Genomic DNA, 15,593 nt, shown 5'->3' on the forward strand with positions numbered 1-15,593 from the left:
CACTAAGTAGTATGGCCGATGGACCATTTTATATAGCTGGTAACAACTGGCGCTTAAACCGTTTTTACCTTAATTTTTAAATACTCTTCTAAAAAGACACCAATTCCATCTTGTTCATTTGTTAAGGTCTGATATTTTGAAACGGACTTCAATTCATCAATTGCATTGCCCATTGCAACGCCGACACCTGCATAATCAATCATTTCTAAATCATTATCTTCATCACCAAAGGCGATGATTCTTTCTTTTGGAATACCGTAATAATCAGCAATTTTTTGCAAGCCAACAGCTTTGTTAATTCCTTTTTTGATGATTTCAATGATATTCCAAGGCGCTCCCCATCTGCGGTGTTCAATAATTTCCGCATGATAATCATCCAGATGATTGCGCAATGACTCAATATGATCTTTTTTCGGGTATATAAGGACAGAAGTTGGATCCTCTTCTAATTTATCCTTAATGCTTCCAATAATATAAGGTCGATCCTTTTGGGTTTGATGGAAAATGTCAATGATCTCCTGGCTGTAATTATCAAGATAAACATCATCCATCACTTCAGCCAATATGTTATTAACCTCTAGATCATAGCAGGCATCAATTATGGTATGAGCAGTTTTGAGTGGCATTGGTGTATGCATAGCGAAATCCCATGTCCGATCTTGTGGGTGGTGAATTAATGCACCATTGAAATTAACCATGGGGGAGTTTAAACCAAGTTCATTATAGTAATGAATGCTTGCACGGTGTGGTCTACCAGTAGAAATCACAACGAGATGCCCTTCCTCCATAGCAGTTTGAATTGTTTGCTTCGTTCGAGCACTAATCTCTTGTTTATTCGTTAGAAGTGTACCATCAAGATCTAACGCAATTAAATGTTTTTTATTTTCCATAAAATTCACCTCGTATGTGATAGTGTATAGAGGAAAGCGATATATGTAAAGTAATTTTTCCTTTACATTATTTGCAACAAGCTTAAGCTTACCCTTAAAATAGAATATAGTATACAGAGAAGGAGCGGAATTACATACATGATCGGAATCTATACAGAAAAAATTCAAACGATACCATGTTTGGTTGTAGTAGACGCAGAAAAGAAAAAAGAAGCATTACCAGTTATTACCTACTTTCATGGGTTTACAAGTGCAAAAGAGCATAATCTTCCGTTAGCATATTTGTTAGCTGAAAAGGGCTTTAGAGTTGTATTACCTGACAGCATGTATCATGGAGAAAGGGAACCAGATGTACCAAAGTTAAAAAAACAAGTTTCTTTTTGGGACATCGTTATGCAAAATGTAAAAGAATTGGCCGCTATTCAATCATTTTTCGATTCCAAGGGTTTGATTTTGGAAGACCGTTTTGGAGTGGCTGGGACAAGTATGGGAGGAATCACGACATCTGCGGCATTGTCACAGTATTCATGGATTAAAGTCGCTGCAATTTTAATGGGTTCTCCTAAAATAACAGTTTATGCTAAGACATTGGTGGAGAGCTTTAAAAAAGTAGGGGACCTGCCGGTAACAGAAGAAATGATTGAAAATCTCTATGAACAATTGGAGGATTATGATTTATCAAAGCAGCCAGAGAAATTAAATGATCGTCCATTATTATTCTGGCATGGGGAAAGCGATTCTGTTGTTCCATTCGATCATTCTTATACATTTTATGATGAGATTCAAGCGATTTATCAAAATAAAGACAACATTAAATTCATTAAAGAACCAAATCAAAATCATAAAGTAAGTCGCTCAGCTATATTGGAAACAGTTAAATGGTTTGAGAAACATTTATAATGACAGCCTGATGATGTAGAAATAGGTTAAAATCATTTAATAAAACCTCAATTTATGGTTAAATAGAAATAGATGAAGGATTGGAGGTAGAAGAGATGGATGAAGCTTTAAAAGAGAATTTATTTGGCGCGTTAGAAAATGTAATCGACCCTGAGTTAGGCATTGACATTGTTAATTTAGGATTAATATATGATGTTGATTTAGATGAAGATGGGGTTTGTAACGTTACGATGACCTTAACGTCCATGGGATGTCCATTGGCTGCACATATTGAAACCGATATTAAGCATGCACTTGCAGATATTCCAGAAGCGAAAGAAATAAGAGTAAATGTTGTATGGGATCCACCATGGGGTAAAGATAAAATGTCACGTTATGCTAAAATTGCCTTAGGAATTCCAGATTGATCTTAAAATAATTGGAAAAAGCAGCCACTTTAATTCGTGAGCTGCTTTTGTATTTTTTATAAGAAAAATATAACCAATAACCCTACGACAACACAGTAATAAGAGAAATACTTTAAATTTCCTTTTGCCATGATATTCATAAACCATTTTAATGCAAAGTAGGTTGCAATAAATGCTGTGATAAAGGCGATAATATTCGGAATGAGCATTGATTGAAATTCTGGGCTGCTCACTAGTTTGGGAACTTCGATAATGGTTGTCCCTAAGCTAACTGGGATATATAACAGGAATGAAAAGCGAAGCGCAGTTTCCTGTCTCATTCCAACGAGCATCGATGCAACAATAGTAGACCCTGAACGGCTAATCCCTGGTGTTACAGCAACTGCCTGTGTCAGTCCAACAATTAGTGCATCCTTCATTGTTAAGTCACCGTCATTTTTTCTTCCTCTTAAATTACGGATCACCCAGATAGCAACTGCTGTAATGAGGAGTGTAACTCCGACTACATTTGTTCCACTTAATGCTTCTCCAATTGCGTCACCAAACAACATGCCAATAACACCAACTGGGATTGTTGCAACAATAAGATAAATGATAAATTGGAAATCGCTTTTTGCTGCTGGATCCCGTTTTACTAAGTAAAGAAAGCCGTTTTTAATTAAACGGATAATATCATTCCAGTAAATGATAAAAACTGCTAAGAGTGAAGCGAAATTAACAAATATCTCGAAGGATAACCCTCTTACTTCAATTCCAAAAAGATCCCGGAAAATAATAAGGTGTCCACTCGATGAAATTGGAATTGGTTCTGTTACACCTTGTACGAGTCCTAAAATAAAATACTGGATGATTGTCCATAATTCTGATATAAAGTCCATTGTTTTCTCTCCTTATTTTAGTCATTCATTTTCACCTGTAAACAAGTCACCATATACTGGGCCTATGAATAGGCTGATGGTGAGAAGGAGGTTACGAAAATGAAAAATGATTCTAAACATATGTATGATTTATGCAAGAGCCATATGCATTCGTATGTGCTTGCGCAAACAACAGATGGCTCAAATTTTGATGGGATTATAACCGGTTTGGACGATGAATACGTATATTTTGCTGTGCCCGTAGATCCGAATCAACAAGCCTACCAAGGACATGAAGATAATAGACAATTTGGCTTCGGTTACCCAGGGTACGGCTATCCAGGATATGGTTACGGCTTTGGGAGACCACCACGAAGATTTCAACGTTTCATTTTGCCGCTAGCGGCACTCGCAGCCATTAGTATCCTACCTTGGTATTAAAAATGAAAACCCTTGCCGTCTTTGCTTAAGGCAAGGGTTATTTCTGCTTTTAATTACTTTTTTCTCTTAGTACGCCTTCACCTAAAATGAAAGCTGCTATGACAAAAATACCTGAAAGAATTAACGCTTCTGATAAGACGAAAGGTTCTCCACCCATACTCGTTAATACATAGGATACAGCAGCACCAATCAATATTGCCCAAACAATTGTCATTATGTAACGCACAGCACCCACCCCCACTTTTCATTCTATTAAAGGTTATTCAACAAGGTTAACTTCTTGAAATCACCTACTGTAACAATAATTATTTTATCTTTTTATAATTCAAACGATAATCATCTTGATATCCTCATATATTTTAACAAATACGGACGTAAATGAAAAGGCTTGTCATGAAATTAAAATATTTAAAGGCAACGCATGTGGCCTATATAAAAGGAAGGTGTTTATGAATGTCTATTTTCGTAATGGATTGTAATGAGTGGGTAACCTATCATATTGTTGATACACTTTTAGAAAATGATTACAAGGTTGATGCTCTATCAGCTACAACGAACGAAGAAGATTTAAGTATGTTCTTTGCTCGAAACAGTTCGTTTTCAATTGTTCCAGAAGGCGTTCAAAAGAAGTATACTGTCGGTATCCTTGTTGGAGAACAAAAAACAAGTGCTATTCATCAGGAATTTGATCTATTAATCGTAATTAATCCAGCTGCGGGTTCGGTTCGATCAGAAATATATAAGAAATGTACTGTCATCCACACCCCCATTCTATTTGGAGAATGGATGCCAATGAATGAAAAAGGAATATATGATGAGGATACATTAATCGCTTTTGAATCAGATGTTTTCAAGGAAAATGCACTTTATATAGGTGATTTTACGAAAGCGCTGCTCCAATGGCTAAACGTTTCTGATTTACCACCAATCTTAAATGTTAATCATAACGATAATGAAAAAGATGGGCACTCTAAACTTGAAAAAAACGTCTTCATCCGTGACAATATACCTAAGCAGGAAAGAGTGAAATCTGTAATCGAGCATTATCGTTCAAAAAGAAATTTTACAGTATGATATAAAAATGTAACATTGGATTCATTTACCGAAGAAAACGTTGCAGGTACAATGGAAGATGCTGTGATAATGTGGCAGAATGGAGGGTCAGACCTTGAGGAAAATAACAATCGTTCTATTATTCGTAGCAGGTATATCTATTCTTTCAGGTTGCTCATACTTTGATACTGGTCAGATTCAAAATGTTGGTTTGCTAGTCGATACTGCCATTGATGAGAATGCATGGAGCGAGAAAGGCTATAAAGGGCTTTCACTAATTGAAGAACGATTCGATGTCCAAGTATATTATAAAGAAAATATAACAACTGAAGAGGAAATCAATGAAGCTGTTGATGCGTTTGTCCAGGATGGAGTAAACTTGATTTTTGGTCATAGTAATATGTATGGTGACTACTTTATGGATATCGCGGAGTTATACCCCGATGTCCATTTTGTATACGTTAACGGGGGAGAGTCCAGCGAAAATGTCACGAGCTTAAACTTTAATTCACATGCAATGGGATTTTTTGCAGGAATGGTGGCAGGTGAGATGACTACTACAGATGAAATTGGCGTCATTGCTGCATTTTCCTGGCAACCAGAAACAGAGGGATTCTATGAAGGGGTAAAATACCAAAACCCAGATGCTCATATTCGCGTTAATTATACTAATAGTTGGACGAATATAGATATAGCAACAGGCATATACAAGACAATGCAGCAAAATGGTGTGGATGTTGTGTATCCAATAGGGGATTCCTACAGTGGTGAAGTGATTCGAAAAGCTGCTGAAGATCAAAATTACGCAATTGGTTATATTACAGACCAGCTTTCCATAGCTCCTAACACAGTTCTAACAAGTACTATCCAACATGTAGACGAGCTTTATGAAATAACAGCCGAGCAATTTAATGAAGGAAGGCTTGCCGGAGAGTTGATTACATTAGATTTTCAAGATGAGTTGATTACATTAGGTGAATTCAATGAAGCAATACCAGAAGTGTTTCAAGAGGAAATGAATGAACTGATTAACGAATATAAGGAGACTGGCCTGCTTCCAAATGAACGATAATAAACGGTGAAATATCCGTTTTTTTCTTGCTAAATAAACCATTTTACATTAAAATTAGTACCAAGTCATAATAATTGATATTAAACATGAATATATAAGGGAGCTGTCAATATGAACGTAGGTATATTGGGCACAGGTCATTATCTTCCAACGAAAATCGTTACAAATAAAGATTTGGAAAAAATAGTGGATACAAATGATGAATGGATTCGCACACGAACTGGAATTGAGGAAAGAAGGTTAGCTGAGGACGATATCGATACATCGGATATGGCATACCATGCAGCACTCGGAGCACTTGAAGAAGCTGCAATCGATGTAGATGATATTGACTTAATTTTAGTTGCAACTGTAACTGCAGATACACCATTTCCATCTGTAGCATGTATGGTACAGGAACGTCTAGGTGCGATGAATGCAGCTGCGATGGATATAGGTGCTGCATGTGCTGGTTTTATGTATGGAATAATTACAGCTAAACAATTTGTCGAAACAAAAGCTTATAAAAATGTACTTGTCATTGGTGCGGATAAGCTTTCTAAAATCATCAACTGGGAAGATCGTTCTACATGTGTATTACTTGGGGATGGTGCTGGAGCAGCAGTTGTTGGTGAAGTGGGAGAAGGAAAAGGGATTTTATCCTTTGAACTAGGAGCTAATGGATCCGGTGGTAAAGATTTGTATCAGGACGAAAATAATCAACTGGTTATGAACGGACGTGAAGTATATAAATTTGCAGTAAGACAAATGCCAGAGTCTACAGTTAACGTAATTAATCAATTAGGTTATAGTAAAGAGGATGTAGATTATTTGGTGCCGCATCAGGCAAATATTCGAATTATGGATGCTGCTCGTGAGCGTTTAGGAATTTCACCTGATAAAATGGCAGCGACGATTCGGAAGTATGGTAATAATTCCGCAGCATCGATACCTATGGCTTTATCTGAATCAGTTAAAGAAGGTAAAATCAAAGATAATGATTTAATTGTATTAGTTGGCTTTGGTGGCGGTCTAACGTGGGGCGCCGTTGCAATGCGTTGGGGCAAATAAGCCATTAATTTAGAGAAAGGTGGAAAAGCTAATGGAAAAAAACAGAGTAGTAGTTACTGGACTAGGGGCAATAACCCCTCTAGGTAATAATGTAGAAACGATGTGGGAAAATATCTTAGCAGGCAAGTCAGGAATTGACTTTGTAACGAAGGTTAATAAAGACGACTATCCTGCTAAAGTTGCTGCAGAAGTAAAGGATTTTGAGCCGACAGAATATATGGATAAAAAAGATGTACGTAAGATGGATCCATTCACACAGTATGCAGTTGCTGCAGCGAAAATGGCTGTAGAAGATGCAAAGCTTACGATTGATGATAGCAATGCACATCGAGTAGGCGTATGGATTGGGTCAGGCATCGGTGGTATGAAAACGTGGGAAGATCAGCATACAAAACTATTAGAAAAAGGTCCGAAAAGGGTTAGTCCATTTTTTGTTCCAATGATGATTCCAGATATGGCTGCTGGTCAAGTATCCATTCAATTAGGTGCAAAAGGTATCAACTCTTGTTCGGTTACAGCTTGTGCATCAGGTGCCAATTCAATTGGAGATGCATTCAAAGCGGTTCAGCGTGGAGACGTTGACTATATTATTGCTGGTGGTACAGAGGCGCCTATTTCCGATATGGCCTTTGCAGGATTCTCTTCAGCGAAAGCTTTATCAACGAATGAAGATCCAAGTACAGCTAGTCGCCCATTTGATAAAAACCGCGATGGTTTTGTTATGGGTGAAGGTGCTGGGATCTTAATTTTAGAGTCATTGGATTCGGCGCTTGAGCGTGGCGCAAAAATCTATGGAGAAATTGTCGGATATGGTGCAACAGGTGATGCTTATCATATTACGGCTCCAGCAGAAAATGGTGAAGGTGCAGCTCGTGCCATGCAGCTTGCGCTAAAGGATGCTGGTATTGCTCCAGAAGACGTTGATTATGTTAATGCCCACGGGACGAGCACGAACTTAAATGATAAATACGAAACTGCTGCAATTAAAGCTGTTTTTGGTGATTATGCAAACAAGTTGGCAATTTCCTCGACAAAATCGATGACAGGACATTTACTTGGAGCTGCTGGTGGAGTTGAGGCTGTTATTTCAATTAAATCGATAAAAGATAGTATTGTCCCTGCGACGATCAATTTAGAAACACCAGATCCAGACTGTGATTTGGATTATGTTCCGAATGAAGCAAGACAACAAAACGTGGACGTGGTAGTAAGTAATTCACTTGGTTTCGGCGGACATAATGTTGCACTTGTATTTAAAAAATATAACTAATATCTATAAGAAGCTGGTAGCGATAAATTGCTAACCAGCTTTTTTGATGGCTAAAAAAGTTCATCGTTTCGTCGATCATTAATAATGCTATCTGAAATGACATGCTTTTGAGTAGACAAGCATAGAATGTATTAAACGGACAAGCTTAGGTGGGGTATGATGGGCTATATTTTTATCTTTCTCGTTGGATTTGGACTAGCAGTTACAGGTGGGGTCACCATTATTGCATATATGAACTTTTTACCAGCCGGTTTATCATGGGCGGATTATTTTATTTTTATTAGTGGAAGAATTGAATGCTACTTTCTATTAGTCGGACTTGTGATAATGGCTTTTGTGCTTTATCGTTATCCAAATTAATTTTAATGGAACTTCTCGAATATTTTTCTCCGTGATGGTCATAATGTATTCTAAATCGGAATATGAAAAGTGAGGGTTGTTCTATGTTATATTTGCACGATGTATGGGTGAATTGGTTTGAAGGAGAAGAGAATGGCTATAGTGTCTGTCATTTCCATGAGTGGCGTAAGGAGGACGCGATTGAGCTATTGGACCAAGTGCCATTGTTATACATAACAGAAACACTATATAACTACATTGAAAATGATATGCATGATCTGCCGAAAGCTTTGCTTGATTCGATCTACAAAAGAGCATATACACGCAAGGGACAGAAAAGGTCAGTTGTGGAGTATGCATGTATTGTCACCGACGGTAATGATATACTCGCCTTTGATACAATTGGCTATTCGATCCCAATTCGTAAAAGCAGATTAATACCAAGGCAAGAACAGCTTGTGTTCGATATGATTGCCAATACGAAAGCACAATCCTTTAAATTTGTTGAAAGTGATTATCAAAAAGAATACCATATGCTATCCATGCCACCGGAGCTAATCTTTGGCCTGACAAGAAAAGAAAGACAACTCAAACAATTGCTCATGATTGGTTTGGATCAGTTGAAGACAACAAATAATCGCGAAGAATTGCGGTACTGGCTAACTGAATGGGACCCCAAGCAATATCCTGCGATTCGCTATATGGATGAGGATACAGTTTGGGAAGCGTTGTATAATGGTGTGAAAGATGGCTGGAGTTCAACGCATGAAGAACTTTGCATGAAACTGATTCGTGGACAGCCTTTTTTAGAGAAAATGTGGGAAGCTGAGATTGGGCCAGAGCATGATACATCAAATCAAAAATAGGTTTCAGTATATGCCATCGAACGAGCTAAAAAGCAATGCGCTAAGCAGAATGAATCTGCCTAGCGCATTTTTAAATAATTATTTTTTAACTCTTCCAAGTCCCATTGCTTTCTTTGCTTTGGCAACCGTTTTATTTGCTGTAAAGGACGCTTTTTCTGCACCTTGATCTAAAATATCATCAAGTTTTTCTGAATCAATTAATGCTGCATATCGATCCTGAATTGGCTTTAAAACACTGATTACAGCATCTGCTACGCCTTGTTTGAAATCCCCGTAGCCTTTACCTTTATACTTGGCTTCTAGTGTTTCAATGGATTCACCTGTACAGCTTGAATAAATAGTAAGCAAGTTTGAGACACCAGGTTTATTTTCCTTATCAAATTTCACAATACCTTCAGAATCCGTTACAGCACTCTTGATTTTCTTTTCGATTTTCTTCGGCTCATCCAGCATGGAAATGTAGCCTTTTTCATTTGAATCGGATTTACTCATTTTCTTCGTCGGATCCTGTAAAGACATAATTCGCGCTCCGACCTTTGGAATACGAATCTCTGGGATCGTAAAAATGTCATTAAATCGATTATTAAAGCGCTGTGCTAAGTTTCGAGTCAATTCCAGATGCTGCTTTTGATCATCGCCAACAGGTACGACATTTGTGTTGTAAAGAAGGATATCTGCTGCCATTAAGGAAGGATACGTAAGTAATGCAGAAGAAACTGCATCTTTCCCTTCAGACTTATCTTTATATTGGGTCATCCGCTCTAGCTCACCAACATAGCTAATAGACTGTAGCATCCATCCTAGCTGTGTATGTGCAGGAACCTCGGATTGAATAAATAACGTGGCTTTTTCAGGATCAATACCTGAGGCAAGATATAGGGCTGCCAAAGAACGGATATTTTGCCTTAATTTTAATCGTTCTTGCGGTACAGTAATTGCGTGTTCGTCTACAATGCAGAAGAAACAATCATAATCATTTTGTAATTCAACAAACTGTTGGATTGCTCCAAGATAATTCCCCAGTGTTAACGTACCACTTGGTTGAATTCCAGAAAAAATTTTCTCCATGTCTTATCACTCCATCTTATCATTTTAAAGCATTAAAAAAAGCCCATACTCCCTATAGAAAGGGACGAATGAACCGCGGTGCCACCCTAATTATCTTAACTGTGTAAGATCACTTTAATTGTCATCAGCTCTAAAGCCCAATTCCAATTTACCTTGATGCTTATTTTCACCAACCACAAGCTCTCTAAAATTCAGCGGGTAAATTGTACTATATCTTTTTCATTGCTAAACATATTAATTTTTATTTATTATATATATCCTTTTATTGAAATGCAAGTGGGAAGTTTGTTAGACACGTTTTTGCTGTCACTTACGGTGAAACCAGAAATTATACTAGAATCACCCGAGAGTATAGGTGTCACTGACGATAAATATGGAAAGCATAGGAGAATCGTCCGAGAGCAAAGGCACGGTCGATAAGCATGGAAGTCTTAGCAAAATTAACCGAGAGCAAGCACGTCACGGTCGATAATCATGAAAGTCATTCCAGAATCGGCCAGTACCCGAGAGGATTTCATAAAATAGATTATCTAGCTATTTTAATTAGTTAAAATACGACCAACGATGCTCGCCCATTTTTGAAAAGTTTTGCAAAAGAATATTTCGAATTCTCCTTTCCGGTACAAATTGACACCAATCGTAGATAATTTTGGTTGTAATTTTTTTATTTGGAAATAGTAATCTAAATTCATCTATGCTTCTTAAAACAGCATCTTCAATCAACTCCTCTTGTAGGCATTTCTTACAAATATATTTCTTTCTACCAAAAGTTAACGAAAACGAATAACATTTAAAGCAAATAACTCCTTTTCGTAATTGATCATATTCATAAGAAGGTAGTTGGTTATAAGGGGACTCGGATACATGTAATGATAGTAACTGGCCTGCAAGTTTTCTATGTTTCTCCATTAATTTAGAAGGCGTTTCATTTAAATTTTTCATGTATGCTTTTACTTGGGTTGGAAAAAGAAAAAGGTTTATCTAGAGGTGCTTGGTATAGGGTGAAGCTGGGGTTTATAAAAACAACTGAAGCGTCAATTTGAGGAATAAAACCGAGTGTAAGAAGTAACTGTCGTAGTAAGGATTCGCTTCTGCTTAGTTGGTGCAGGGGATTAATAATTTCTAATCTAGGCTTCTTAAATAACTTATCAGATTGGTAATGATAATCGCCTTCATAGTTTTTTACTTCATAAATATAAAATTTATCCCCTGTAATAATAAGGCAATCAATTTGGAAAGACGTGTTATTAGTTTCTAGTAACAAGTCGTTTAAGATGAAGCATTCACACTTTAATTTTGCTGTGAAGTGATCGAATAGAGCTTCTCCTTCATAGCCTTTGTTTAAATTGAAGTAGTGTTGTTTTTCCTTGTTTGTTAATTTCTTTCGCTTGTCTAAGGCATGAAGAACCTGTAATCCTCTGGATTTCGTACGAGGTTTGTAGGGCATAGATAACATCATTTCTGATTTATATATTAAACTAATCTAATTATACTGAAATAATCCATTTAGAGAAATCTAGAGAGCTGAACGATTATCCTAGTGAAAAAATTTAAATATAAATTGCGGTTTTATTTTACGCCCGACGGGTAATTGTACTTTAAGTTAATTGGAATGAAAAGTATTTAAAACGAATTAGGAATATCCATTTAAATGAACGAACTTTTCATTTATACTTAACTTATTAACTTTAATAGGAGATTGATTCAACATGCGGAAAAGGCGAAGTACGATTATGGCATTCATTGGAATTCTTTTACTTAGTATTTCAATTCCAACGGTAGCAGCAGCGGAAGAAGCAGTGCAGGCATCCTTGCATCAAGAAAGAAAGACAAACATAGAATTAATGGACATATATCAAAACATAAAGCGTTTTACATATGACTCTGGTTATGACTTTGAATATCCTGATGCTGTTAGAGGAATCTATGTAACTGGAAATTCCGTTGGGTCTAGCAAATTTGAAAGCCTTGTAGAGTTGGTAGACACAACAGATTTGAACGCAATGGTTATTGATATTAAAGAAGATCATGGGCATTTAACGTTTAAACCAGAAGAGGGTTCTCCTTATGAGGACATTGCGACCAATTATATTTCAGATCCTGAAGGATTGATGGAACTTTTAGAAGAAAAGCAAATTTATCCCATTGCTAGGGTTGTTGTATTTAAGGATTCGCTGCTCGCTAAGGAACGTCCTGATTTATCGTTCACTCAAAATGGAGAAGTATGGGTCAACAACAAAGGAGAAGCTTTTGTTAGCCCTTTTGAAAAAGAAGTGTGGGAATATAATGTCGAAATTGCTAAAATGGCGGCAGAAATGGGATTCCAAGAAATTCAATTTGACTATGTGCGCTTCCCGGAGGGCTTCGAAACAAAGGATGAAGAGCTAGAGTATACACTTGGCGACTATAAAGATATGGACTTAAACAATATTAAAAAACGTGTTGAAGCTGTGACAGATTTTGTTGCATATGCGAGAGAAGAGCTATCCAATTATGATGTAGATGTGTCTGTTGATATTTTTGGTTATGCAGCAACGATTGAAGAAACACCAGGAATTGGTCAAAACTTCTCGAGAATATCTGAAAATGTTGACGTCATTTCTTCTATGATTTATCCAAGTCATTGGACATCGTATTTTGGTATTGAAAACCCTGATGAAGAGCCATATAAGCTAGTTACAGAATATGCGAAGGTTGAAAACGCGGTATTAGGTGAGCTGGATACTCCACCAGTATCGAGACCTTGGCTCCAGGATTTTGAAGCTCCGTGGTTATACAGTGGCGCGACGAAACAATATGGTAAAGCTGAAATAGAAGCGCAAATTCAAGCGTTATATGAGAATGGTATCGATGAGTTCTTGCTTTGGAATTCGGGTAATGTGTATACAGAAAATGTTGATTATATGATTGGGAAATAATAACAAGAGGCTGTCTATAAGGCAGTCTTTTGCTTTTGGTAAAAAAAATGCAGACCTCATTTAACAAATGCAAACATTTTCGTTATACTAAGTGGGACTACGGAAAAAGGAGTAGATCCATGAATTGGTATGAAAAGCTGAACGAATATTTTCCAATCGAAGAAATGAAATCAAAAAAGCATATGGAAATCCTATTAGATGAAAAAGGTGATGTATACTACAAGGATGAAAGTCCACAGCATGTGCTGATGTATGCTGAATTTAAGACATTCCTTTTTATCGATTACCTATGGGTTTCATCAAAGACGAGAGGACAAGGAATTGGGCATCAATTAATCGAAAATCTAAAGGCGAAGAATAAACCGATTATATTAGAGGTAGAGCCGATTGATTATGACGATACAGATTCCGAAAAAAGGTTGCGTTTTTATAACCGAGAAGGATTTACCCATGCACAATCAATCGGATATAATCGTCGATCACTAGCTACAAATGAAGAGACACAATTAGAAATATTATACTGGTCGCCAAATGCCGATGCCGAAGAAGTCATCTTCGAACAAATGAAGAAAATGTATAATGATATCCATACGTATAAAGATAAAGAAATATATGGAAAAGCATATCAATCTGTAGATGAAGTGCTGAGCTATGATGAGAATCGTGATTCTGAAAATATTTTAGAGCGTTTAAAAAATCCCGAGAAAGCATAACAACTTGTCTAAAGCTCAAAGAGAAGGGGCATGTTGATGTAAGAACAAAGGAGAGGCAACCTTTAGGCTGTCTCTCCTTTGTCAACAATTAAGATCTTTGCTCTGATGGGCCTCCAACAGGGATGTTCTTATTCAAACGATCCGCTAATCCGAAGTTTTTTGTTGTAATTTCTGTATCACCATCTAATAGGTTGTCTTTAAAGTTATAAGCATTTGAACCATGCTCTGTAAAGTCGAGCCCAGCAACTTCTTCCTCCTTTGAAACACGAATAGGAGAAATTCTATTAAGGAGATAGGTGAAACCTCCAACGGTTAAAGCAACCCAACCGATTACAGCAATAACTCCTATAGCTTGAATACCGAGCTGTGAGAATCCATTACCGTAAAATAGTCCGGTTGAAGTGGAAAACAAACCGATTGCTAAAGTTCCCCAAATACCACAGATTCCATGTACTGTGATGGCGCCAACTGGATCGTCTACTCTAAGTTTTGTATCTAAGAAACGAATCCCTTCGACAAGCACGATTCCAGAAATCAGTCCGACAATGATTGAGCCCCCAAATGTGATTTCTGCTGCGCCTGCTGTAATTCCGACGAGTCCTCCTAAAACACCATTCATTGCAAGAGATGCATCTACCTTTTTGAATCGTAGCTTAGTATAAAGTGAAGAAGAGCATAATGCTGCTGAAGTAGACAGTAATGTCGTGCCGATAACCATTGGGACTAATGAAGGGTCAGCCGCTAATGTACTACCGCCATTGAAACCGAACCAGCCTAACCAAAGAATAAATACACCAAGTGCACCTAGTGGCATGTTATGCCCTTGAATAACGTTAACTTTTTTCCCATTATACTTTCCAATACGTGGTCCTAGAATAAGAACCACCATAAATGCTGCGACTGCACCTGTTAAGTGAACAACCGTTGACCCAGCAAAATCACTAAAACCTAAAGCAGAGATCCAGCCGTCCCCCTGCCAAATCCAGTGACCAACGACTGGATAAATAATTGCGGTTATAGCTACAACAATAAGTACGTAGCTACCAAGCTTGATTCGTTCAGCGACAGCACCTGACATAATCGTTGCACATGTGGCTACAAACATTGCTTGGAAAACAAAGAATCCAATGTCTTCCACACCACGAAGCATAAACCCGTCGATTCCAATGACAGATCCCCCAGAGGTGCCAAACATAATTCCGTATCCAATAATAAAGAATAAGATTGCAGCAATACTAATGGTCAGAAAGTTTTTCATTAGGATGTTCAATGTATTTTTAGAGCGTGTAAAACCTGATTCAACCATTGCAAATCCTGCGTGCATAAAGAATACAAGAACTGCACCAAGCATAACCCATACAAGATTAACGGATAATTCTAGAGATTCAACCGTTGGCACTGCAGCATGAGCTGGTGTTGCGATGAAAAGTAAGGCTAAGAATAATAGAAAGCTTCTTCTAAACATATCGTTTCCTCCCGGTATTTTAATGGATTTTCCTAAAAAGTATCCATCTTTATCATTGCAACGCATTGCTTGACAGAGATGATTAATAATAAGTTTTCAAGTTTGTGCTTTCTCGAATGTAAGTTATTAAAATAGTGAGATGTCTTTATGTTTATATAAGTCGTTTAGATGGAGAGTGTAATTACAAGTTGTGAATTTTCTTCTATGGTGAGTGAGTCTACAGGTGATGAATGCGTAAGTAAGGATTTATAAGAAAGAGTGAACAAGTTTCTGCTTGTATGTTA

Annotated in this window: 17 protein-coding genes and 1 other annotated feature; of the genes, 11 read left to right on the forward strand and 6 right to left on the reverse strand. The window is 37.3% G+C overall.

Features of this window, described 5'->3' with window-relative positions; all coding sequences use genetic code 11:
- Nucleotides 1-53 precede the first annotated feature (53 nt).
- Complete coding sequence (locus tag F1560_RS10510; RefSeq protein WP_149474570.1) at nucleotides 54-890, reverse strand: Cof-type HAD-IIB family hydrolase; 837 nt, start codon at nucleotides 888-890, stop codon at nucleotides 54-56.
- Between the two features lie 138 nt (nucleotides 891-1,028).
- Between F1560_RS10510 and yjfP the strand changes: the two genes are divergently transcribed.
- Together yjfP and F1560_RS10520 are read left to right on the forward strand one after the other, a co-directional pair.
- Nucleotides 1,029-1,790, forward strand: coding sequence for an esterase (gene yjfP, locus F1560_RS10515; RefSeq protein WP_149474571.1), 762 nt, complete (start codon nucleotides 1,029-1,031; stop codon nucleotides 1,788-1,790).
- Between the two features lie 95 nt (nucleotides 1,791-1,885).
- Entirely contained in the window at nucleotides 1,886-2,197 is a 312-nt protein-coding gene (locus F1560_RS10520; protein WP_149474572.1) for a metal-sulfur cluster assembly factor, read from the forward strand.
- 56 nt (nucleotides 2,198-2,253) lie between these two features.
- Here the strand turns inward: F1560_RS10520 and F1560_RS10525 are convergent, their stop codons facing one another.
- Nucleotides 2,254-3,066 carry an undecaprenyl-diphosphate phosphatase gene (locus tag F1560_RS10525; protein WP_187773708.1) on the reverse strand — a complete coding sequence of 271 codons (813 nt, stop codon included), beginning with the start codon at nucleotides 3,064-3,066 and terminating at the stop codon, nucleotides 2,254-2,256.
- Between the two features lie 108 nt (nucleotides 3,067-3,174).
- Between F1560_RS10525 and F1560_RS10530 the strand changes: the two genes are divergently transcribed.
- Entirely contained in the window at nucleotides 3,175-3,495 is a 321-nt protein-coding gene (locus tag F1560_RS10530; RefSeq protein WP_149474574.1) for a hypothetical protein, read from the forward strand.
- Nucleotides 3,496-3,544: 49 nt separating this feature from the next.
- Here the strand turns inward: F1560_RS10530 and F1560_RS10535 are convergent, their stop codons facing one another.
- Entirely contained in the window at nucleotides 3,545-3,721 is a 177-nt protein-coding gene (locus F1560_RS10535) for a DUF2929 family protein (RefSeq protein WP_187773694.1), read from the reverse strand.
- Nucleotides 3,722-3,948: 227 nt separating this feature from the next.
- Between F1560_RS10535 and F1560_RS10540 the strand changes: the two genes are divergently transcribed.
- From F1560_RS10540 to F1560_RS10565, 6 genes are all read left to right on the forward strand, one after another.
- A complete protein-coding gene (locus F1560_RS10540; protein ID WP_149474575.1) occupies nucleotides 3,949-4,569 on the forward strand; it encodes a hypothetical protein in 621 nt (206 codons plus the stop codon).
- A 94-nt stretch (nucleotides 4,570-4,663) separates the two neighbouring features.
- Nucleotides 4,664-5,620, forward strand: a complete 957-nt coding sequence (locus tag F1560_RS10545; RefSeq protein WP_245347621.1) for a BMP family ABC transporter substrate-binding protein — start codon at nucleotides 4,664-4,666, stop codon at nucleotides 5,618-5,620.
- 111 nt (nucleotides 5,621-5,731) lie between these two features.
- Nucleotides 5,732-6,670, forward strand: coding sequence for a beta-ketoacyl-ACP synthase III (locus F1560_RS10550; RefSeq protein ID WP_149474577.1), 939 nt, complete (start codon nucleotides 5,732-5,734; stop codon nucleotides 6,668-6,670).
- Between the two features lie 31 nt (nucleotides 6,671-6,701).
- A complete protein-coding gene (gene fabF, locus F1560_RS10555; protein ID WP_149474578.1) occupies nucleotides 6,702-7,940 on the forward strand; it encodes a beta-ketoacyl-ACP synthase II in 1,239 nt (412 codons plus the stop codon).
- Nucleotides 7,941-8,099: 159 nt separating this feature from the next.
- Nucleotides 8,100-8,300, forward strand: a complete 201-nt coding sequence (locus tag F1560_RS10560; RefSeq protein ID WP_149474579.1) for a YuzI family membrane protein — start codon at nucleotides 8,100-8,102, stop codon at nucleotides 8,298-8,300.
- Between the two features lie 83 nt (nucleotides 8,301-8,383).
- Nucleotides 8,384-9,145 carry a YjbA family protein gene (locus F1560_RS10565; protein WP_149474580.1) on the forward strand — a complete coding sequence of 254 codons (762 nt, stop codon included), beginning with the start codon at nucleotides 8,384-8,386 and terminating at the stop codon, nucleotides 9,143-9,145.
- 78 nt (nucleotides 9,146-9,223) lie between these two features.
- On the opposite strand, the gene trpS is transcribed toward F1560_RS10565, so the two are convergent.
- Nucleotides 9,224-10,213 (reverse strand): tryptophan--tRNA ligase, encoded by a 990-nt coding sequence (gene trpS / locus F1560_RS10570; protein ID WP_149474581.1) that lies wholly within the window; start codon nucleotides 10,211-10,213, stop codon nucleotides 9,224-9,226.
- Between the two features lie 57 nt (nucleotides 10,214-10,270).
- Nucleotides 10,271-10,445, reverse strand: a binding site (T-box leader).
- Between the two features lie 693 nt (nucleotides 10,446-11,138).
- A complete protein-coding gene (locus F1560_RS22670) occupies nucleotides 11,139-11,660 on the reverse strand; it encodes a nuclease-related domain-containing protein (protein ID WP_338112780.1) in 522 nt (173 codons plus the stop codon).
- A 262-nt stretch (nucleotides 11,661-11,922) separates the two neighbouring features.
- Between F1560_RS22670 and F1560_RS10580 the strand changes: the two genes are divergently transcribed.
- Nucleotides 11,923-13,131 carry a putative glycoside hydrolase gene (locus tag F1560_RS10580; protein ID WP_149474582.1) on the forward strand — a complete coding sequence of 403 codons (1,209 nt, stop codon included), beginning with the start codon at nucleotides 11,923-11,925 and terminating at the stop codon, nucleotides 13,129-13,131.
- A gap of 119 nt (nucleotides 13,132-13,250) precedes the next feature.
- Nucleotides 13,251-13,844: a GNAT family N-acetyltransferase gene (locus tag F1560_RS10585; RefSeq protein ID WP_149474583.1), complete on the forward strand. Its 594-nt coding sequence runs from the start codon at nucleotides 13,251-13,253 to the stop codon at nucleotides 13,842-13,844.
- A gap of 88 nt (nucleotides 13,845-13,932) precedes the next feature.
- On the opposite strand, the gene F1560_RS10590 is transcribed toward F1560_RS10585, so the two are convergent.
- Nucleotides 13,933-15,309, reverse strand: coding sequence for an ammonium transporter (locus F1560_RS10590; protein ID WP_149474584.1), 1,377 nt, complete (start codon nucleotides 15,307-15,309; stop codon nucleotides 13,933-13,935).
- Between the last annotated feature and the right edge of the window lie 284 nt (nucleotides 15,310-15,593).

The organism is Oceanobacillus polygoni (assembly GCF_008304605.1).
Lineage (GTDB): Bacteria > Bacillota > Bacilli > Bacillales > Amphibacillaceae > Oceanobacillus > Oceanobacillus polygoni.

Coding starts and splice junctions, on each gene's coding strand:
- F1560_RS10530 (WP_149474574.1), top strand. CDS start 3,175: ATGAAAAATGATTCTAAACATATGTATGATTTATGCAAGAGCCATATG.
- F1560_RS10565 (WP_149474580.1), top strand. CDS start 8,384: ATGTTATATTTGCACGATGTATGGGTGAATTGGTTTGAAGGAGAAGAG.
- F1560_RS22670 (WP_338112780.1), bottom strand. CDS start 11,660: ATGCCCTACAAACCTCGTACGAAATCCAGAGGATTACAGGTTCTTCAT.
- F1560_RS10520 (WP_149474572.1), top strand. CDS start 1,886: ATGGATGAAGCTTTAAAAGAGAATTTATTTGGCGCGTTAGAAAATGTA.
- F1560_RS10510 (WP_149474570.1), bottom strand. CDS start 890: ATGGAAAATAAAAAACATTTAATTGCGTTAGATCTTGATGGTACACTT.
- F1560_RS10590 (WP_149474584.1), bottom strand. CDS start 15,309: ATGTTTAGAAGAAGCTTTCTATTATTCTTAGCCTTACTTTTCATCGCA.
- trpS (WP_149474581.1), bottom strand. CDS start 10,213: ATGGAGAAAATTTTTTCTGGAATTCAACCAAGTGGTACGTTAACACTG.
- yjfP (WP_149474571.1), top strand. CDS start 1,029: ATGATCGGAATCTATACAGAAAAAATTCAAACGATACCATGTTTGGTT.
- F1560_RS10550 (WP_149474577.1), top strand. CDS start 5,732: ATGAACGTAGGTATATTGGGCACAGGTCATTATCTTCCAACGAAAATC.
- F1560_RS10580 (WP_149474582.1), top strand. CDS start 11,923: ATGCGGAAAAGGCGAAGTACGATTATGGCATTCATTGGAATTCTTTTA.
- fabF (WP_149474578.1), top strand. CDS start 6,702: ATGGAAAAAAACAGAGTAGTAGTTACTGGACTAGGGGCAATAACCCCT.
- F1560_RS10560 (WP_149474579.1), top strand. CDS start 8,100: ATGGGCTATATTTTTATCTTTCTCGTTGGATTTGGACTAGCAGTTACA.
- F1560_RS10540 (WP_149474575.1), top strand. CDS start 3,949: ATGTCTATTTTCGTAATGGATTGTAATGAGTGGGTAACCTATCATATT.
- F1560_RS10585 (WP_149474583.1), top strand. CDS start 13,251: ATGAATTGGTATGAAAAGCTGAACGAATATTTTCCAATCGAAGAAATG.